The organism is Bacillus sp. PK6-025, assembly GCF_056530265.1.
Genome location: NZ_CP096509.1, coordinates 55,448 through 75,344 on the forward strand (window position 1 = coordinate 55,448; position 19,897 = coordinate 75,344).

Consider the following 19,897-nt stretch of genomic DNA (forward strand, 5'->3'; position numbering starts at 1 on the left):
GATCAGGTGCTGCAAACGCCTTGAGGATTCGCTGAAGGGGGCAATCGCGATCTGCGGGAATGACCGCATGCTAAGAGCGCGGTGTCCTGCACGTGCGCATGCATTTGTACTTGTAAGGATGAACGCATGCTAAAGGCGCGGCGTCCTGCGCGGGCGCATGCATTTGTACGTCCTGTACTTCAAAATATGTTACAATGTGGATACTTATGTTTAGATGGAGAAGTAGGTGAATGGATTGCGTATTTTAGAGAAGGCGCCGGCTAAAATTAATTTGTCGCTCGACGTTCGCCGCAAACGTCCAGATGGGTATCATGAAGTAGAGATGGTCATGACGACAATTGATTTGGCGGATCGGATTGAATTAACCGAGCTGGCAGAAGATAAAGTAACGGTTTCCTCGCATAACCGCTTTGTTCCCGACGATCAGCGAAACCTTGCTTATCAGGCTGCAATGCTCATGAAAGAACGATACGGCATTAAAAAAGGTGTTTCTATATTTATTACGAAAGTGATTCCCGTTGCTGCGGGGCTTGCGGGAGGAAGCAGCGATGCGGCTGCCGTCTTCAGAGGGCTGAACCGGCTGTGGGATTTGAAGCTTTCGATGAATGAACTGGCTGAGCTTGGCGCTGAGATCGGATCTGATGTCTCCTTTTGCGTACATGGAGGAACGGCTCTTGCAACGGGAAGAGGAGAGAAAATCCGTCATATCGAGACTCCGCCGCACTGCTGGGTTGTGCTGGCAAAGCCGACGATCGGCGTATCAACTGCAGAAGTGTACAAGCAGCTGAAAGTCGATGAGATTGAACATCCGGATGTTCAAGGTATGATTTCTGCGATCGAAGAGAAGAATTTTCAAAAAATGTGCGACAAACTCGGCAATGTTCTCGAATCTGTTACATTGAATATGCATCCCGAAGTCGCGATGATCAAAAATCAAATGAAGCGGTTTGGCGCCGATGCTGTGCTGATGAGCGGGAGCGGCCCCACTGTGTTCGGATTGGTTCAATACGAATCAAAAGTACAAAGAATCTATAACGGATTAAGAGGGTTTTGCGATCAGGTTTATGCGGTGCGGATGATCGGAGAACAAAATGAACTTGATTAAATCCGTATGTTAAGTTATATTATTTTTAAAAATATTCGGATTTTGGAGGTAAGTGCATGAAGTTTCGTCGAAGCGGCAGATTGGTGGATCTGACAAATTATTTGTTGACCCATCCGCATGTCTTAGTGCCATTAACCTTCTTTTCAGAACGGTATCAATCTGCTAAATCATCCATTAGTGAAGATTTAACCATTATTAAGCAGACCTTCGAGCAGCAGGGGATCGGGACGCTTCAGACCGTGCCGGGAGCAGCAGGCGGCGTTAAATACATTCCAAAGGTAAAACGCGATGAAGCGGAGGAATTTGTAAAGTCGCTCGGTGAGTCATTGATCGATTCGGAACGGATATTGCCCGGCGGATATTTGTATTTAACCGATATCCTTGGCAAGCCCTCTGTATTAACGAAGGCCGGCAAGATTTTTGCTTCAGCTTTTTCAGACAGGGAGATCGATGTCGTGATGACGGTGGCGACAAAAGGAATTCCTCTGGCATATGCGGTAGCCAGCTACCTTGATGTGCCGACAGTGGTCGTCAGAAAAGACAATAAGGTAACTGAAGGTTCAACGGTCAGCATTAACTATGTGTCTGGATCTTCCAACCGCATTCAGACGATGTCTCTTGCAAAACGCAACTTGCAGACGGGCTCGCGCGTTTTGATTATAGACGACTTTATGAAAGCGGGAGGAACGATCAACGGTATGATCAATCTTCTCGAGGAATTCAATGCCCATGTAGCAGGCATCGGTGTTCTTGTGGAGGCTCAGGGAGTCAAGGAGCGGCTGGTCGATGAGTACATGTCCCTTTTGACTCTTTCTGAAATTGATATGAAGGAAAAAAAGGTGGAAATCCAAAACGGAAACTTTCAGCGTTTTTTTGCAGACAATGAATAGGAAATGGGGAGTTTGAGATGACAAAGGTTGTTCAGACAAAAGAAGCACCGGCGGCGATCGGACCGTATTCACAAGGAATTGTTGTCAATAATATGTTTTACAGTTCAGGGCAAATTCCACTGACCCCGTCGGGTGAAATGGTGACTGGAGACATCACAGAACAGACGCATCAAGTTTTCCGCAATTTAAAAGCCGTGCTGAAAGAAGCGAACGCCTCTCTGGAGACTGTCGTCAAAGCAACTGTGTTTTTGGCGGATATGAATCAGTTCGCAGAGGTGAATGAAGTTTACGGACAGTACTTCGATACCCACAAACCGGCGAGATCATGTGTTGAGGTGGCAAGGCTGCCGAAAGACGCGCTCGTTGAAATAGAAGTCGTCGCATTAGTAAAATAGAAAAAACTCCGAAAAGATGGTTTTGGTCTCCAAAATCATCTTTTTTGTTTGGAAAATTTGTCAATTCAGTGTTTTTTTATCCCAATATTACAAAAATATTTTTAATTATGCAGGAAAACAAAAAAAACCGTTGAATAGTTACACTAATGTTTTTATATTGGGAAAAGGTGGTGAACTACTGTGGAAGTTACCGACGTAAGATTACGCCGCGTGAATACCGATGGTCGCATGAGAGCGATTGCATCCATCACGCTGGATCACGAATTTGTAGTGCATGATATTCGTGTAATTGATGGAAACAATGGTCTTTTCGTTGCGATGCCAAGTAAGCGTACACCTGATGGAGAATTTCGTGATATCGCTCATCCAATCAACTCAAGCACCCGCGGAAAAATTCAGGACGCGGTGTTAAATGAATATCATCGTTTGGGTGACGTTGAGGAAATAGAATATGAAGAAGCTGGAGCTTCTTAAAAAAAGAAGGGCTTATGGATAAGCCCTTTTTGTTTTGAAAAAAAATAATCTTATCATAATAAAATGACAATATATGGTTTGTGATTGCGTATAACAGAAACAGGAGGTAAAACATATGGCGGTTTGAGAATCCCATCCCGAAGGAATCAATTTGTCTCCCTGATCAGTGAATCCTAAATATACTCTGAATATCCAAAATATGCTGTCTTGATTTTCCGATTTCTCATTTTGGCTTGCTTGAAATCAACTCATATTTAGGATATATTTTTCTATGGATAATAGGGATAATGGAGGCCAATACATGGATAAGCGGTTTGCAGTTGTGTTAGCAGCTGGTCAAGGAACAAGAATGAAATCAAAGCTTTATAAAGTTCTTCATCCGGTTTGCGGAAAACCTATGGTCGAGCATGTTGTCGACGAAGCTCGCAAGCTATCATTAGAAAAACTTGTCACAATAGTTGGACATGGAGCCGAAGATGTCAAAAAACACCTCGGGGAAAAAAGCGAATATGCCCTGCAGGCTGAACAGCTCGGAACAGCCCATGCCGTTAAGCAGGCCAAGTCGATTCTTGGAAGCGAAAAAGGAACGACTATCGTCATTTGCGGAGATACACCGCTTTTAACTGCCGAAACGATGGAAGCCATGCTCAATGAGCACCAGAAAAAAGCAGCAAAAGTGACGATTTTAACCGCTGTAGCGGAGGATCCGACAGGCTACGGACGCATTATTCGCAATGAAAACGGCGATGTTGCAAAAATTGTCGAACATAAAGATGCAACAGACGAGGAAAGACTTGTCAAAGAAATTAACACAGGAACTTATTGTTTTGACAACGAAGCTCTTTTTCAAACGATCGAGCAGGTTTCCAATGACAACGTACAAGGGGAATATTATCTTCCGGATGTCATTGAGATCTTGAAAAATCAAGGTGAGACTGTAGCCGCTTATCAGACTGGCAACTTCCAGGAAACGCTCGGAGTCAATGACAGAGTCGCCCTTTCACAAGCGGAAATTTATATGAAGCAGCGGATCAATAAACGCCACATGGGAAACGGCGTAAGCTTAATCGACCCCGACAACACATATATTTCACCGGAAGCCGTCATCGGCAGAGATACCGTGATTTATCCCGGCACCGTTATTAAAGGGCGGGTTGTCATCGGTGAGGACGCGGTCATCGGACAGAACAGCGAACTCGAAAACAGTACGATCGGCAGCAGAACGGTTATTAAGCAGTCCGTTGTCGTGAACAGTGAAGTCGGTGACGATGTTACAATTGGACCGTTTGCTCATATCAGACCCGATTCAAAGATCGGCAATGAGGTAAGGATCGGGAATTTCGTCGAAGTGAAAAAATCGGAATTTGGTGATCGCAGCAAAGCATCTCATTTAAGCTACATAGGGGACGCGGAAATCGGAACGGATGTCAATCTTGGCTGCGGGTCGATTACCGTAAATTATGATGGGAAACATAAGTTCAAAACGAAGATTGAAAATGGGGCATTTATCGGCTGCAACTCCAATTTGGTCGCTCCGGTGACAATCGGCGAAGGTGCATACGTCGCTGCGGGTTCAACGATTACCGACGATGTACCAGGCAAGGCTTTGTCTATTGCCAGAGCAAGACAAGTCAACAAAGAAGACTACGCTGAGAACATACACAAAAAATAATCCTAAATCGGAGGTTTACCATGTCTAAATATGAAGACGACAATTTGAAGATTTTTTCTTTAAACTCAAATCCGGGTCTTGCGAAGGAAATCGCAGATATCGTCGGAGTTGAGCTGGGAAAGAGTTCTGTTAAACGCTTTAGCGACGGTGAGGTTCAAATTAATATTGAAGAAAGCATCCGCGGCTGCGACTGCTATGTCATCCAATCGACAAGCGCACCGGTGAACGAGCATATTATGGAGCTTTTGATTATGGTAGATGCGCTGAAACGCGCATCGGCGAAAACGATTAATATCGTGATGCCTTACTACGGCTATGCCCGTCAGGACCGTAAAGCCCGTTCCCGTGAGCCGATCACAGCCAAACTGGTGGCAAACCTGCTGGAAACCGCCGGAGCTACCCGTGTGATTGCACTTGATCTTCACGCGCCGCAAATCCAAGGTTTCTTTGATATACCGATCGATCATTTAATGGGTGTTCCGATTTTAGGTAATTATTTTGAAGAGAAAAATTTCAAGGATGTCGTGATCGTGTCCCCTGACCACGGCGGTGTGACGCGTGCCCGCAAATTGGCGGACCGCTTGAAAGCGCCGATTGCGATTATCGATAAACGCCGACCTAAGCCGAATGTAGCCGAGGTTATGAATATCATCGGACATATTGAAGGGAAAACAGCCATTTTAATTGATGATATTATTGATACGGCAGGAACGATTACGCTTGCGGCTAATGCGCTCGTCGAAAGCGGCGCAGAGGAAGTGTATGCATGCTGTACACATCCGGTTCTTTCCGGTCCGGCGATCGAAAGAATCGACAATTCGAAAATTAAAGAGCTCGTTGTGACCAACAGCATTGAGCTTCCTGAAGAAAAGAAAATCGCGAAGTTCAAGCAGCTTTCTGTTGCACCGCTTCTGGCAGAAGCGATTATTCGTGTGCATGAAAAACAATCTGTCAGCTTCCTGTTCGATTAATTTGCTGATTCTGGTTTAAAGTTTTGTCGTTATGGGTATGGTTTTAGAAAGACCAATCTAACGATAGGATGGTGCTGAACATGGCAATTTTAAAAGCGGAAGAAAGAACGGATTCCAGACGGTCTTCTTTAAGAAAGATCCGGCAATCCGGGTATGTGCCGGGTGTCATTTACGGAAGAAACCTGGAAAACAAATCCGTTGCGTTAGACAGTATTGAGCTTTTAAAAATTTTGCGAGCTGAGGGCAAAAATACGATTATCAACTTGGATATAAACGGAGACCAGCACTCTGTTATGGTGACTGAGCTGCAGACGGATCCATTAAAAGATTCAATTGTACATGCCGATTTTAAAGTGGTTGATATGGAAGCGGAAATGGAGGCGACGGTTCCTGTAAACCTTACGGGTGAAGCAGAGGGGATTAAACAGGGCGGTGTTCTTCAGCAGCCGCTTTACGAGCTGTCTGTCACAGCGAAGCCGAAGAACATTCCGCAAACGATCGAGGTCGATATTTCCAGTCTCGAAGTCAACGATGTTCTAACCGTCGGCGATATTCCGTCTAAAGGCGATTATTCATACAACCATGAGCCTGATGAAGTTGTTGCATCCATTCTTCCTCCTCAAAAGCAGGAAGAAACGGAAGCCGAATCAGCCGCTCAAGACGTTGAGGAACCAGAAAAAGGCACTGAAGAGGAAAAAGAAGAATAAGTACGTAAGACGTAATCCTCCCGCGGTTACGTCTTTTGTGCTAGAATGAGGGGAAATTAGGATGCTCCCCCTCAGTATGCTGAGGCAGGGTTTTGCTTAAGGGAGGATATAGAATAATGCTTGTGTTTGCAGGATTGGGCAATCCGGGTAAAACATATGAAAATACGAGACATAATGTAGGATTTATGACGATCGATGAGCTTTCAAAAGAGTGGAACATTCCGCTTGATAAAACAAAGTTCAACGGTCAATACGGAATCGGATTTGTTTCCGGCAAAAAGGTTCTACTTGTTAAGCCGCTTACATATATGAATTTATCGGGAGAATGTTTGAGGCCGCTTTTGGACTATTATGAGATCCCTGTTGACAATTTGAAAGTGATTTACGATGACTTGGATCTTCCGACCGGAAGAATCCGTCTGAGGACGAAAGGAAGCGCAGGAGGCCATAACGGCATCAAATCGATGATTCAGCATCTGGGAACAACTGAGTTTAACCGGATCAGAATCGGAATCGGCCGTCCGGTCAACGGCATGAAAATCGTCGATTATGTGCTTGGCGCTTTTACAGATGAAGAAGAGCCGGTGATACAAGAGGCCGTCAGACAATCGGCCAAGGCCTGTGAAGCTTCTCTGGAAAAACCTTTTTTAGAAGTCATGAATGAATTTAATGCTAAGGTATAAGGCAGAAGGGAACGGAACATACTAGTTTTAAAAAGACTCGGTATGGAGGTTCCTTTATGGCTTTACATTATTATTGCCGGCATTGCGGCGTTAAAGTCGGAAGTCTTGATCATTCTTATGTAAACAGTGAACAGTTAGGCTTTAACCACTTAACAAACGATGAAAGAAACGATATGATTTCTTATATGGATAATGGGGATTTACACGTGAAGACGATATGTGAAGATTGTCAAGAAGCGCTTGAGCGAAACCCGGATTATCACCAATATCATTCGTTTATTCAATAAATAGCTTTGGTGTAGAGACTAGACCAAAGCATTTTTCTATTTGAGGAAGAGAGGAGGGGCTCATTTGAACAATATTCAATCCTATATCACAAAAAGCGATGATTTTAAATCCATCGTCAACGGCTTGAACGAAGGGCTGAAGGAACAGCTGCTTGCGGGGCTCTCCGGATCTGCCCGGTCGTTATTTACAGCCGCTCTTACAAAAGAAACGAGACGGCCGGTATTTTTAATTACGCATAACCTTTATCAGGCTCAAAAAATTACAGATGACTTGACAGGGCTGATAAAAGATCAGCCTGTCCTATTATATCCTGTCAACGAATTGATTTCTTCTGAAATTGCGGTGGCAAGCCCTGAGCTGCGCTCGCAAAGGCTTGATGTCTTAAATCGGCTTGCAAGCGGTGAAACGCCTATCGTTATTGCTCCGGCAGCAGCCGTCAGAAGAATGCTGCCCCCTGTCGAAGTATGGCAAAACAGTCAGATTCGCATTGAGACGGGGCGCGACATCGACCCGGAACAGCTGCTTCAGAAGCTTGTTCAAATGGGGTATGAGCGTACGGATATGGTGGCGGCTCCAGGCGAATTCAGTATTCGCGGGGGGATTATCGATGTCTATTCATTGACCGAAGAAAACCCTGTCCGGATTGAATTGTTTGATACAGAAGTTGACTCGATTCGTATATTCAATACGGATGATCAGCGCTCACTGGAAACGCGCGATGAAGTAACGATCGGCCCTGCGAAGGAACTGATCGTGCGGGATGAAGATCGGCAAAGAGCGCTTGAACAAATCGATAAAGGTCTTGCCAACAGTCTTAAAAAGCTGAAGCTTGATAAACAAAAGGAAATTCTCGATCAAAATATAGCGGAAGATAAAGAGCGGCTCAAGGAAGGTCATATCGGCCAGGAAATGGTTAAATACCTTTCTTATTTCTATGAGAGGCCTGCTAGTTTACTAGATTATTTCCCGAAAAATACTTTGCTGATACTAGATGAGATCAGCCGTATTCATGAAATGGAAGACCAGCTTCAAAAGGAAGAGGCAGAATGGATTACGAGCCTGCTGGAAGAAGGGAAAATCCTTCATGATACAGCAATGTCATTTCCTTTTCACAGCCTCATTTCAAAACAGTCCCGCCCGATTTTGTATTACTCGCTGTTTTTAAGGCATGTGCAGCACACCAGTCCGCAAAACATCGTCAATGTTTCAAGCAAGCAAATGCAGAGCTTTCACGGACAAATGAATGTGCTCAAAAATGAGATTGAACGGTTTAAGAAATCGAAATATACAACGGTTTTTCTAGGGGACAGCAAAGAACGCGTCGAAAAACTTGCGTCTGTATTGTCCGATTATGAGATCGAAGCCGCCCAGGCCGACCAGGATGCAGCGCTTGCCCAAGGCCAGATTTACATTATGGAAGGCGGTCTTCAATCCGGCTTTGAACTTCCGATGATCAAGCTGGCCGTCATTACCGAAGAAGAACTGTTTAAAAAGCGTGTCAAAAAGCAGGCGCGCAAACAAAAACTGACCAATGCCGAACGGATCAAAAGCTACTCGGAGCTTCAGATCGGCGATTATGTCGTCCATGTGAACCACGGTATCGGAAAGTATTTAGGGATTGAAACGCTGGAGATCAACGGCATTCATAAGGATTACCTGAATATTCACTACCAGGGAAGCGACAAGCTTTACGTACCGGTTGACCAAATTGATCAGGTGCAAAAATACGTCGGTTCCGAAGGCAAAGAGCCGAAGCTTTATAAACTCGGGGGAAGCGAATGGAAACGGGTTAAGAAAAAGGTTGAAAGCTCTGTCCAGGATATCGCCGATGACTTGATCAAGCTTTATGCCGAAAGGGAAGCAAGCAAAGGTTACGCGTTTTCTCCCGACCATGAAATGCAGCGTGAGTTTGAAGCCGCATTTCCTTATCAGGAGACAGAGGACCAGCTGAGATCGATCCATGAGATTAAAAGAGACATGGAAAAAGAAAGACCGATGGATCGGCTCCTTTGCGGCGATGTGGGCTACGGCAAAACGGAAGTGGCGATCCGCGCCGCCTTTAAAGCGATTGCAGACGGAAAACAGGTCGCGATCCTCGTGCCGACTACGATCCTCGCACAGCAGCACTATGAAACGATATTGGAACGTTTCCAGGACTACCCGATTAATATCGGTTTGCTCAGCCGGTTCCGGACGAGAAAAGAAGCAAATGAAACGATCAAGGGCTTAAAAAACGGAACGATTGACATCGTAATCGGCACTCACAGGCTGTTGTCCAAGGATGTCGTGTACAAAGATCTTGGACTGCTTATCATCGATGAAGAACAAAGGTTTGGTGTCACGCACAAGGAAAAAATTAAACGCATTAAAGCGAATGTCGACGTTTTGACGTTAACGGCAACTCCGATACCTCGAACCCTTCATATGTCCATGCTCGGTGTCAGAGATTTGTCAGTCATTGAAACGCCTCCGGAAAACCGCTTCCCTGTACAGACGTACGTTGTCGAATACAACGGGGCCCTAGTCAGAGAAGCGATAGAACGCGAGCTGGCCAGGGGCGGTCAGGTTTACTTCTTGTACAACCGGGTGGAGGATATTGAAAGAAAAGCGGAAGAAATCTCGATGCTTGTGCCTGATGCCAAGGTGACGTATGCCCATGGGAAGATGACAGAAAACGAACTCGAATCGGTCATGCTGAATTTCTTAGAGGGAGAATCGGATGTGCTCGTCAGCACAACGATTATTGAAACGGGCGTTGATATTCCAAACGTCAATACCCTAATTGTATTTGACGCAGATAAGATGGGGCTTTCCCAGCTGTACCAGCTGAGGGGCCGTGTCGGGCGCTCAAACCGTGTAGCTTACGCTTACTTTACGTACCGGAAGGACAAAGTCCTTACGGAAGTGGCCGAAAAAAGGCTTCAGGCGATTAAAGAATTTACAGAACTCGGGTCAGGATTTAAAATCGCGATGCGCGATTTGACGATCCGCGGCGCCGGAAACCTTTTAGGTGCGCAGCAGCACGGGTTCATTGATTCTGTCGGTTTTGATTTATATTCGCAAATGCTCAAGGAAGCAATAGAAGCTCGCAAGGGAGATGTACCGCAAGCTGAAAAATTTGAACCGGAAATCGATTTGGAGCTTGACGCATATATTCCGCAGACTTATGTGACAGACGGCAAGCAAAAAATAGATATGTATAAACGGTTCAGAGCGATTTCAACCATTGAAGAAAAGAGCGAGCTTCAAGACGAGATGATCGACCGCTTCGGCGAATACCCGAAAGAAGTCGAATATTTATTCGCCATCGCAGAGGCGAAGGTATATGCCATCACCGAACGCGTCGAGCTGATCAAGCAGGATAAAGACGCCGTCAGACTGACGATTGACGAAAAAGCTAGTGCCGAAATAGACGGCCAAAAACTGTTTGAACTCGGCAGTAAGTACGGCAGACAGATCGGCCTCGGGATGGAAGGAAAGAAATTGAAAATTTCGATTCAAGTGAAAAACCGAAATCCGGAAGAGTGGCTGGAAACGCTTCTCGAAATATTGAAAGGCCTTCAAAACGTTAAAAAGCAAACGATCGCTTCATCATAAAAATTTGTTGTTTCTCGCGTATATTACATTTGATGTGAAGGATACTAAAACCAATCAAGAGTGGAGAGTGTTACATAAGTACACAGCTCTGTTTATATCCACCAGATATATCATCAAATGAAAGAGAGGCAGCAGAGATGAAAGCAACTGGTATCGTACGTCGAATTGATGATTTAGGCCGGGTCGTGATCCCGAAGGAAATCCGCAGAACTTTGCGCATTCGTGAAGGAGACCCTTTGGAAATATTTGTGGACCGGGATGGGGAGGTTATTTTAAAAAAATATTCTCCGATCAGCGAGCTCGGCGACTTTGCAAAGGAGTATGCTGATGCGCTTTATGACAGCATGGGCCATTCCGTGCTGATTTGCGACCGGGATGTGTATATCGCAGTATCCGGGGGGTCTAAAAAAGACTATTTAAACAAATCGATCAGCGACATGGTCGAAAAGGCGATGGATCAGCGAAATTCTGTTTTGGAAGGAGACGCCAAGACAATTCAGCTTATTGATGGTATTGACGAAGAGGTTGCTTCTTATACCGTCGGTCCGATTGTTGCAAACGGCGATCCGATCGGAGCGGTTGTCATTTTTTCGAAAGACCAGTCAATCGGAGAAGTGGAACATAAAGCGGTTGAAACCGCCGCTGGTTTTTTGGCCCGTCAAATGGAACAATAGGTCTCATTCCTTTTATTTTGACATTCCTGCTCGAACGAGCTGGAATGCCGAAAGCGTTTTTCTCAGCTTGAATCAGCATCAGCAGTTGGAACAGCACCTTTTGGGCTGTTCTTTTTTAGTTCACAGTTGCAGGCGGGGTATGAGTCTTGAATATGGTATAATAAGCACGTTTCGTGCGCTTTTTAGAAAGCTGAGAGAAAGCGCATTGGAAGGAGCTTAAAGGAATGGGGTTTTTAAAAGGCCAAAGACAATGGATTTGGCAAGGCGCCTTTGTTTTATCATTGGCGGGGATATTATCAAAGATATTAAGCGCTGTATATAGAGTGCCTTTTCAAAATATAGTTGGAGATGTCGGTTTTTATATTTTTCAGCAGGTGTATCCGATGATCGGAATATCTGTGATGCTTGCCACCTCCGGGTTCCCGGTCATCATTTCAAAGTTGTTGAATGATTACGGGACGGCAAACCGGGCAAAAATTCTCCGGGTGTCTATGTTTTTTTTGTCGGTCGTGGGCCTTGGCTTTTTTCTTCTCTTGTTTGCCGGAGCCGAAGCCATCGCAGGGTTTATGGGTGATCCCGCCCTTGCCGGGGTGATCCGCGCCGTGTCGTTTTCTTATTTGCTGCTGCCGCTCGTGTCTTTGCTTAGAGGCTATTTTCAAGGAGGCGAACGGATGCTTCCGACGGCACTTTCTCAAATTGGAGAGCAGACACTCCGGGTCGGGGCGATCCTCATTTTGACGTGGTGGCTCGTCAAAAACGGCTTTTCCTTATATGACGCCGGGGCAGGGGCTGCCTTTGGCTCCCTTGTCGGCGGCCTTGCGGCGTTTTTCATTCTCGCCGTGTTTTGGGCCAAGCGTGAAAAGCATCCCGCTGCCGCCGGGATAGAGGCCGGTACAGGCGATATTTTGAAGCAGCTGTGTCTGTACTCGGTTACGATTTGCACGGCCGGCCTCATGCTGATTCTCATCCAGCTCGTCGACGCATTGAACTTGTATTCATTGCTGGCCGGACAAGGAATGGACGAACTTCAGGCGAAACATACAAAAGGGGTGTATGACAGAGGTCAGCCGCTTTTGCAGCTTGGAACCGTTTTTGCTGCGAGCATTGCGACAGCTCTTGTCCCGTCCCTTACAAAAGCGAAGAAAAATGGAGAAACGGCGGTTCTGGAGGAAAAGATCCGTTATTCGCTAAAAATGAGCTTCGTCATCGGCACTGGAGCAGCCGCCGGTCTGATATGCATTTTGGAGCCGGTGAATGTCATGCTGTTTAAGAACAGCGATGGAACGGCTGCGCTGCAGATTTTCAGCGTGTCGATTCTGTTTGCATCGTTGGCGATCACGATGACTGCTGTTTTGCAAGGACTCGGCAATACATGTCTTCCAGCTGTTTCCGTCTGCTGCGGCTTTTTTGTGAAAGCCGTATTGAACGAGTTCCTGATCCCCGGTTTCGGCATTTCCGGCGCCGCTTTTGCGACTATGATGTCATTCGCTGCTGTCGCTGGACTCAATTTTTTTCAGCTGAAAAGGAAAGGCTGGATCAAGTTGCCGGAATACAGGATAGCGGGAGTTTTGTTGTCGGCTGTGATCATGTCGGCCGCTCTGGCGGTGTGGCTTTTTGCTTTTGAAGCGGCCATACCTCATGAAAACAGATGGATCGCGGCGGCGGAAAGTCTTAGCGCCGTATTCGTCGGCGGCATTGTCTTTTTGTCCGGTATCTTCACATTACGCGTGTTTTCAGAAAAAGAACTTGAGCTTGTACCTTTTGGCAGCAAGCTCCTGACAATAAAACGAGAAAGGGGCGGCAGACATGGCCGGTAAAATCACGGTAGTCGGCCTGGGGGCAGGCGATATGAATCAATTAACCCTCGGTGTATATAAACGGCTCACACAAGCGGAGGTTCTTTATGTCAGGACGAAAGACCATCCGTTAATAGAAGACCTGAAAAAAGAAATAGCTGAGATTCATTTTTTTGATGAGGTCTATGAAAAGCATGATCAATTCGAAGATGTTTACGAGGAGATCGTAGAGCGGCTGTTTGAGGAGGCGAAGCAGCGCGATGTGCTCTATGCCGTTCCGGGCCATCCGTTCGTCGCTGAAAAAACGGTTCAGCTTTTGCTTGAGAGGCGGGGCGCTCATCAGGCCGATGTCGTTGTCGAGGGAGGCCACAGCTTTATTGATGCGACATTAAATGCTTTGCAGATCGATCCGATTGACGGGTTTCAGTTTGTCGACGCCGTCCGGTTTTCCGCTGACGAAGTCGAGCTCCGTCATCATTTGATTATTTGCCAGGTATATGATCAAATGACGGCATCAGAGGTCAAACTGACGTTGATGGAAAAGCTCCCTGATGACTATGAAGTCGTCATTGTCACAGCGGCCGGAAGCAGTATGCAAGACATTCGGACAGTGCCTCTTTACGAATTGGACAGAAGTGTCGGTATCAATAATTTAACGAGCGTCTACGTTCCGCCGGTCAAAGACGAGGAGGTTCTGTACCAGGAATTTTCGATGTTCCGCAGCGTCATCAGGAAGCTGCGCGGACCGGACGGCTGCCCGTGGGATCGGAAACAAACCCATGAATCGCTCAAAAAATACTTAATTGAAGAATGCTATGAGGTGCTCGAGGCGATTGATGAAGAAGATCCCGACCACCTTGTTGAGGAGCTCGGCGATGTGATGCTCCAAGTTCTGCTGCATGCGCAGATCGGCGAGGATGACGGTCTTTTTACAATTGACGATGTGATTCGCGGCATTACGGCAAAAATGATCAGAAGGCATCCGCATGTCTTCGGAGAAGTATCTGTTCGTGATGAGGCCGACGTCATGGTAAACTGGGAAGAGATCAAGAAACAGGAGAAACAAGCGGACGATCCATCCCTTCTCGACGACATTCCAAAGCCGCTGCCTGCTTTGTCAAAAGCGAACAAGCTTCAGAAAAAGGCGGCAAAGACCGGATTCGACTGGTCGAATGTCCAGGATATTTGGGATAAAGTTCACGAGGAAATGAAAGAATTTTCTTCAGAAATTTCCGAAGCCGAACAGTCCAGCAAAAAAATGAAAGAAGAGTTCGGCGACCTTTTATTCGCTCTCGTCAACATCGGCCGGTTTTATAAAATTGAACCGGAAGAAGCCCTGGCGATGACAAATGCCAAGTTTTACAGAAGGTTCACACATATTGAACAATCTGCAAAGCGCATGGGCAAGGATCTGGAAATTATGACGCTTGAAGAAATGGACGAATTGTGGAATGAAGCGAAAGACATTGAAAGGAGCTGACAAGTGATGAGACTCGACAAATTTCTCAAAGTATCAAGGCTGATTAAAAGACGGACGCTTGCAAAAGAAGTGGCTGACCAGGGAAGAATTTCGATCAATGGCCAGCAGGCGAAAGCAAGCTCTGTTGTCAAAGCGGGAGACGAGCTTGCGGTGCGTTTTGGCCAAAAGCTTGTAACCGTCAAAGTCAATGAATTGAAGGATACGACAAAAAAAGAAGAAGCCGCTGATATGTATACCGTTCTCAAAGAAGAGAAGCTGGGAGGAGAATAGGCTTGTTCTAAAAAAATCCCCCGTCTCATACAATGCAGTATCGAATCTTTAGTATGAGGATATGGGGGATGAATCGATGAATGTATATTATGATCAGCACAACCCTTCCGGCGGGGCATCTGGTCCTGAACATAATGTGACGATGAAGGGCCGCAAGCTGCTGGATATATCCGGTGTCAAACAGGTCGAGAGCTTTGACAATGAGGAATTCTTACTTGAGACGGTCATGGGCATGCTGGCAGTCAGAGGCGAAAACCTGCAGATGAAGAATCTCGATGTGGAAAAAGGCGTTGTCTCCATCAAGGGAAGAGTGCTTGATCTCGTCTATTTGGATGAGCAGCAGGGGGAGAAAGCTAAAGGATTTTTTAGCAAGTTGTTTAAATGACGCTGACCACTCAGTTCTATACGATGCTGGCCATGGCCGGAATGGGGGCATGGCTTGGCGCTTCCCTTGACACCTACACCCGTTTTGTCGTTCGCTCAAAAACAGCAAGGTGGCTGTTGTTTCTCCATGACTTTTTGTTTTGGGTGGTACAAGGTCTCCTTTTTTTCTATGTTTTGCTGAGCGTGAATGAAGGGGAATTCCGAATTTATATCTTTCTGGCGGTCATGCTTGGATTTGCCGCTTATCAAAGCCTTTTTAAGCAGATCTATATCAAGCTTTTGGAATGGATGATTTCCTTTTTCATATTCATCTCCAGGCTGGTCTCAAAGATGATGCAGATGATGGTGTTTCGGCCTGTTGTATGGACGTTTCAAGCTATTTTTGCCATCATTCTCTTTACAATGAGAAATATCTATGTTCTTTTTCGTTTTTTTTGCGGTATGTTTATATAAGATATTAAAATTTGCAGGATATCCGATTTATTTTATACTATATCAATGCTGCAGGCTTCTTCCCGCCCCGGTTCGGGGATTGTTGAGACGCTTTTTGCAAAAAGGAGCAGGATTTTTCGAAAAGGGGAAGAAACTATTCATAACAATTAAGGCAAAACTTTTAAAAAAATGAGGGGAGGCCGTCTGGAATGAATGATCCCATGAGACGCAACATATCGCAAATACAGAACGAATACAAAGAGCAGATGGAGCGAAAACAGCAGCAGCTGAAAAGAAAAAGACGCGGTCTATACAGACGGTTGATGGTTTTCGGCGCCGTTGTGCTGCTGTCGGCGATTGTGATTGTCAGTTCTCTTTGGTCGCAGACTTCGGATATCAGCGCGAAGCAAGAGAAGAAAGAAGACCTTTTGAAACAATTGGAACAACTGGAAGCAAAAAAATCGGATTTGAAAGATGAGATTGTGAAATTAAAGGATGAGGACTACGTTGCAGAGCTTGCCAGAAAGGATTATTACCTCTCAAAAGATGGCGAAATCATCTTCAAGTTTGAAGATAAGAGCAAGTAGCCTTGTTGACACTTATTTTTTTCTTTATGTATAATTAAACAAATGATCTTTTTTAAGTCTAAGGAGGAGCACTTTTTTTATGTCGATTGAAGTTGGCAGCAAGTTGCAAGGGAAAGTAACAGGTATTACAAATTTCGGAGCGTTTGTTGAACTGCCTGGAGGATCAACAGGTCTTGTTCATATTAGCGAAGTAGCCGATAACTACGTGAAGGACATTAATGATCATCTGAAGGTTGGTGATCAAGTAGAAGTTAAAGTCATCAATGTTGAGAAAGATGGGAAAATCGGCTTGTCGATCAAAAAGGCTGTAGACCGTCCTCAATCATCAAGACCTGCGAGACCTAAAAATGATTTCCGCTCTAAAGAAACGTTTGAACAGAAAATGAATAAGTTTTTAAAAGACAGTGAAGATCGCTTATCGTCTCTAAAACGCAACACGGAATCAAAACGTGGAGGGCGCGGAGCAAGAAGAGGTTAACTTGCTGCTTTCTATATATACGAAAGGCATTCGTCTTATCCCAACGGATGCCTTTTTATTGTCTTATAAAATTTTTATTAATATTTCTATTGACGGATAGGACAATCCTTTGTATTATAGAACTTGTGCGTTAAAAGAAATCAACAACATGGCGGTGTAGCTCAGCTGGCTAGAGCGTACGGTTCATACCCGTGAGGTCGGGGGTTCGATCCCCTCCGCCGCTACTTATATGAAGGCCCGTTGGTCAAGTGGTTAAGACACCGCCCTTTCACGGCGGTAACACGGGTTCGAATCCCGTACGGGTCATTCCGGAAACCGGCTTCTTCTGAAGCCGGTTTTTTTGCTGCATAAAAATACGCAAAATAACGGGAATGGACTCGACTTATCAAGAGTGATTGAAGCATGCTACAAAAAGCGTCGAACAGTTCTTTGAATTCATTACCTTCTTTTGACAAAATCCTATTTCATCTTTCGTTATAATGGCAAGCAACGAATAAACGAGTGGGAGATGAGAGCATGGAAAAAGCGGAAAGAAGAGTGAACAGCCCAATAGCTGGACCTGTTGTTCAAAAATTGTATTCATGGATTGGCAGCAAGACGAAGCTTGTAATGCAGCATTTATATTCCCTCTTTTTTTATAAAGGGCTGATCTATATGATCATCGGTTTTTTATTGGGACGAGCCTTCATTCTGTCAGAGGTCATTCCCTTTGCTCTTCCATTTTTCGGAGCGATGCTTTTAATTAAAAAAGATAAAGCTTTTCTTGCATGCCTGGCACTTCTTGCCGGGGCTCTGAGCATATCGCCTCAGCATTCGCTGTTCGTGCTTGCGGCTCTGTTTGCATTTGCGATATGTTCCAAAATGACGTCTCTTATTATAAAAGACCGCGTCAGAACGCTGCCTGTCGTCGTCTTTTTAGCGATGGCTGTGACAAGATGCGGATTCGTATATGCCGAATACGGAACGGTTTCGGGTTATCACTATATTATGGCTTTTGTTGAAGCCGGGTTATCGTTTATCCTCACACTGATTTTTTTGCAAAGCCTGCCGATTGTTACATCAAAGCGGGCGAAACAGTCGCTGAAAATTGAAGAGATCATTTGTTTTATGATTTTAATCGCTTCTGTTCTCACAGGTTTGACAGGCGTTTCTTTTCAAGGCATGCAGGCTGAACTGATATTGGCCCGTTATGTCGTGCTCGCTTTCGCGTTCATCGGGGGCGCGAGCATCGGCTGTACAGTCGGGGTTGTGACGGGGCTGATCCTCAGCCTTTCAAATATCGGCAATTTATATCAGATGAGCCTGCTGGCTTTTTCAGGCCTTCTCGGCGGTTTGTTAAAAGAAGGAAAAAAGTTCGGTGCAGCGGTCGGCTTATTGATCGGATCTCTATTGATTTCTCTGTACGGAGAAGGTTCAGCTGAACTTGTGCCGACGCTTTATGAATCACTGATTGCAATCGGCCTGTTTCTTTTAACCCCTCAGTCGATTACGAAAAAAGTGGCTAAGTATATACCGGGAACGACTGAACACGCTCAGGAACAGCAGCAATATGCAAGAAAAATCCGCGATGTCACCGCGCAGAAGGTCGATCAGTTTTCGAGTGTTTTTCACGCATTATCCGAAAGCTTCGCTACCTTTTATCATTCGGTTCCGGATGATGAAGGAAAAGAAAAAGAGATCGATCTGTTTTTGAGCACTGTAACAGAACACTCCTGCCAGTCCTGTTATAAAAAAAACAAGTGCTGGGTTCAGAACTTTGATAAAACATATGACTTGATGAAACGAGTTATGCAGGAAACAGAAGAAAAGCAATATTTTAAAAACCGCAAGCTGAAAAAGGAGTTTCATCAGCACTGCTCCAAATCAAAGCAAGTAGAAGCGCTGATGGAAGACGAGCTGTCTCATTTTAGGGCAAACCAGACATTAAAACAAAAGGTGCATGACAGCAGGCGTCTCGTCGCAGAGCAGCTGCTCGGGGTTTCTCAGGTCATGGCGGACTTTTCTCGGGAAATAAAAAGGGAGAGGGAGCAGCATTTTATTCAAGAAGAACAAATTCGGGATGCGCTGCAGCATTTCGGCATTGAAATTCAACAAGTCGAAATTTACAGCCTAGAGCAGGGAAATATCGATATCGAAATGAGTATCCCGTATTGCAACGGCCACGGGGAGTGTGAAAAAATCATCGCTCCGATGCTGTCCGATATTTTGGAAGAACAAATTATCGTCAAAGCGGAACAGTGCGCCGGCCATCCGAATGGATATTGTCATGTTGCTTTCGGTTCGGCGAAGTCATACAGGGTGGTGACGGGAGCCGCACATGCAGCAAAAGGAGGAGGGCTTGTCTCCGGCGACAGCTACAATATGATGGAGCTCGGCACCGGCAAATATGCGGCCGCCATCAGCGATGGTATGGGAAATGGCGCAAGGGCCCATTTTGAAAGCAATGAGACGATCAAGCTGTTGGAAAAGATTCTTCAGTCGGGCATCGACGAAAAAGTGGCGATTAAAACGATCAACAGCATTCTTTCATTAAGGACGACAGATGAAATATATTCGACATTGGATTTATCGGTCATCGATCTTCAGGATGCGAGCTGCAAGTTTTTGAAAATCGGCTCCACCCCGAGCTTTATTAAAAGAGGCGATCAGATTATCAAAGTGCAGGCCAGCAATCTGCCGATCGGCATCATTACAGAATTCGATGTTGATGTAGTCAGCGAGCAATTAAAAGCGGGAGACCTTTTGATTATGATGAGCGACGGAATCTTTGAAGGGCCTAGACATGTTGAAAATCATGATCTGTGGATGAAGCGTAAATTGAAATCTCTGAAAACCGAGGAGCCGCAGGAAATCGCCGACTTGATCATGGAAGAAGTGATTCGGACAAGGTCGGGTCTGATTGAGGACGATATGACGGTGATTGTTATCAAGCTGGACCATAATACGCCAAAGTGGGCCTCCATTCCGGCGCCGTCTTTTTTCCAAAAGAATCAAGAGATTTCTTAGCCTTCGTA

General features: G+C 45.4%; 17 protein-coding genes, 2 tRNA genes and 2 pseudogenes. All 21 read left to right on the forward strand.

Going from position 1 to position 19,897, the window contains the following annotated elements:
- The first annotated feature begins 235 nt into the window (after positions 1–235).
- The 21 genes and pseudogenes from ispE (at position 236) to spoIIE (ending at position 19,889) form a co-directional block, all read left to right on the forward strand.
- Complete coding sequence (gene ispE, locus M1D67_RS00305; protein WP_025809574.1) at positions 236–1,105, forward strand: 4-(cytidine 5'-diphospho)-2-C-methyl-D-erythritol kinase; 870 nt, start codon at positions 236–238, stop codon at positions 1,103–1,105.
- A gap of 56 nt (positions 1,106–1,161) precedes the next feature.
- Positions 1,162–2,015: pseudogene (gene purR / locus M1D67_RS00310) on the forward strand (pur operon repressor); the annotation flags it as partial.
- Complete coding sequence (gene ridA, locus M1D67_RS00315) at positions 2,013–2,390, forward strand: 2-iminobutanoate/2-iminopropanoate deaminase (protein WP_020449807.1); 378 nt, start codon at positions 2,013–2,015, stop codon at positions 2,388–2,390. The pseudogene purR and the gene ridA, both read left to right, overlap by 3 nt.
- Before the next feature lie 180 nt (positions 2,391–2,570).
- Positions 2,571–2,864, forward strand: a complete 294-nt coding sequence (gene spoVG, locus M1D67_RS00320) for a septation regulator SpoVG (RefSeq protein WP_003178198.1) — start codon at positions 2,571–2,573, stop codon at positions 2,862–2,864.
- A gap of 301 nt (positions 2,865–3,165) precedes the next feature.
- On the forward strand, positions 3,166–4,536 hold the full coding sequence (gene glmU / locus M1D67_RS00325; RefSeq protein WP_079289492.1) for a bifunctional UDP-N-acetylglucosamine diphosphorylase/glucosamine-1-phosphate N-acetyltransferase GlmU: 1,371 nt from the start codon (positions 3,166–3,168) through the stop codon (positions 4,534–4,536).
- A gap of 20 nt (positions 4,537–4,556) precedes the next feature.
- The gene (locus M1D67_RS00330) at positions 4,557–5,507 is read left to right on the forward strand and encodes a ribose-phosphate diphosphokinase (protein WP_020449809.1); all 951 of its coding nucleotides are present in this window, start codon (positions 4,557–4,559) and stop codon (positions 5,505–5,507) included.
- A gap of 80 nt (positions 5,508–5,587) precedes the next feature.
- The gene (locus M1D67_RS00335) at positions 5,588–6,214 is read left to right on the forward strand and encodes a 50S ribosomal protein L25/general stress protein Ctc (protein WP_020449810.1); all 627 of its coding nucleotides are present in this window, start codon (positions 5,588–5,590) and stop codon (positions 6,212–6,214) included.
- Positions 6,215–6,330: 116 nt separating this feature from the next.
- On the forward strand, positions 6,331–6,897 hold the full coding sequence (pth, locus tag M1D67_RS00340; RefSeq protein WP_020449811.1) for an aminoacyl-tRNA hydrolase: 567 nt from the start codon (positions 6,331–6,333) through the stop codon (positions 6,895–6,897).
- A gap of 56 nt (positions 6,898–6,953) precedes the next feature.
- A complete protein-coding gene (gene fin / locus M1D67_RS00345) occupies positions 6,954–7,184 on the forward strand; it encodes an anti-sigma-F factor Fin (RefSeq protein ID WP_003178210.1) in 231 nt (76 codons plus the stop codon).
- Between the two features lie 64 nt (positions 7,185–7,248).
- Positions 7,249–10,782: a transcription-repair coupling factor gene (gene mfd / locus M1D67_RS00350; protein ID WP_025809571.1), complete on the forward strand. Its 3,534-nt coding sequence runs from the start codon at positions 7,249–7,251 to the stop codon at positions 10,780–10,782.
- Between the two features lie 137 nt (positions 10,783–10,919).
- Positions 10,920–11,456 (forward strand): stage V sporulation protein T, encoded by a 537-nt coding sequence (spoVT, locus tag M1D67_RS00355; RefSeq protein WP_020449813.1) that lies wholly within the window; start codon positions 10,920–10,922, stop codon positions 11,454–11,456.
- A gap of 224 nt (positions 11,457–11,680) precedes the next feature.
- The gene (locus M1D67_RS00360) at positions 11,681–13,273 is read left to right on the forward strand and encodes a putative polysaccharide biosynthesis protein (protein WP_145654495.1); all 1,593 of its coding nucleotides are present in this window, start codon (positions 11,681–11,683) and stop codon (positions 13,271–13,273) included.
- Complete coding sequence (gene yabN / locus M1D67_RS00365; RefSeq protein ID WP_103750523.1) at positions 13,263–14,732, forward strand: bifunctional methyltransferase/pyrophosphohydrolase YabN; 1,470 nt, start codon at positions 13,263–13,265, stop codon at positions 14,730–14,732. Before M1D67_RS00360 ends, yabN begins: the two co-directional genes overlap by 11 nt.
- 6 nt (positions 14,733–14,738) lie before the next feature.
- Complete coding sequence (locus M1D67_RS00370; protein WP_003178218.1) at positions 14,739–15,002, forward strand: RNA-binding S4 domain-containing protein; 264 nt, start codon at positions 14,739–14,741, stop codon at positions 15,000–15,002.
- Positions 15,003–15,078: 76 nt separating this feature from the next.
- Positions 15,079–15,387 (forward strand): sporulation protein YabP, encoded by a 309-nt coding sequence (gene yabP / locus M1D67_RS00375; protein ID WP_011197470.1) that lies wholly within the window; start codon positions 15,079–15,081, stop codon positions 15,385–15,387.
- Positions 15,384–16,011 (forward strand): annotated as a pseudogene (yabQ, locus tag M1D67_RS00380) (spore cortex biosynthesis protein YabQ). Before yabP ends, yabQ begins: the two are co-directional and overlap by 4 nt.
- Positions 16,012–16,027: 16 nt before the next feature.
- The gene (locus tag M1D67_RS00385) at positions 16,028–16,405 is read left to right on the forward strand and encodes an FtsB family cell division protein (protein ID WP_020449818.1); all 378 of its coding nucleotides are present in this window, start codon (positions 16,028–16,030) and stop codon (positions 16,403–16,405) included.
- A 79-nt stretch (positions 16,406–16,484) separates the two neighbouring features.
- Positions 16,485–16,883, forward strand: a complete 399-nt coding sequence (locus tag M1D67_RS00390; RefSeq protein WP_003178226.1) for a S1 domain-containing RNA-binding protein — start codon at positions 16,485–16,487, stop codon at positions 16,881–16,883.
- A gap of 150 nt (positions 16,884–17,033) precedes the next feature.
- Positions 17,034–17,107, forward strand: a tRNA-Met gene (locus M1D67_RS00395).
- A gap of 10 nt (positions 17,108–17,117) precedes the next feature.
- Positions 17,118–17,189 (forward strand) — tRNA-Glu (locus tag M1D67_RS00400).
- A 210-nt stretch (positions 17,190–17,399) separates the two neighbouring features.
- The gene (spoIIE, locus tag M1D67_RS00405; protein WP_026578994.1) at positions 17,400–19,889 is read left to right on the forward strand and encodes a stage II sporulation protein E; all 2,490 of its coding nucleotides are present in this window, start codon (positions 17,400–17,402) and stop codon (positions 19,887–19,889) included.
- Positions 19,890–19,897: the final 8 nt, after the last annotated feature.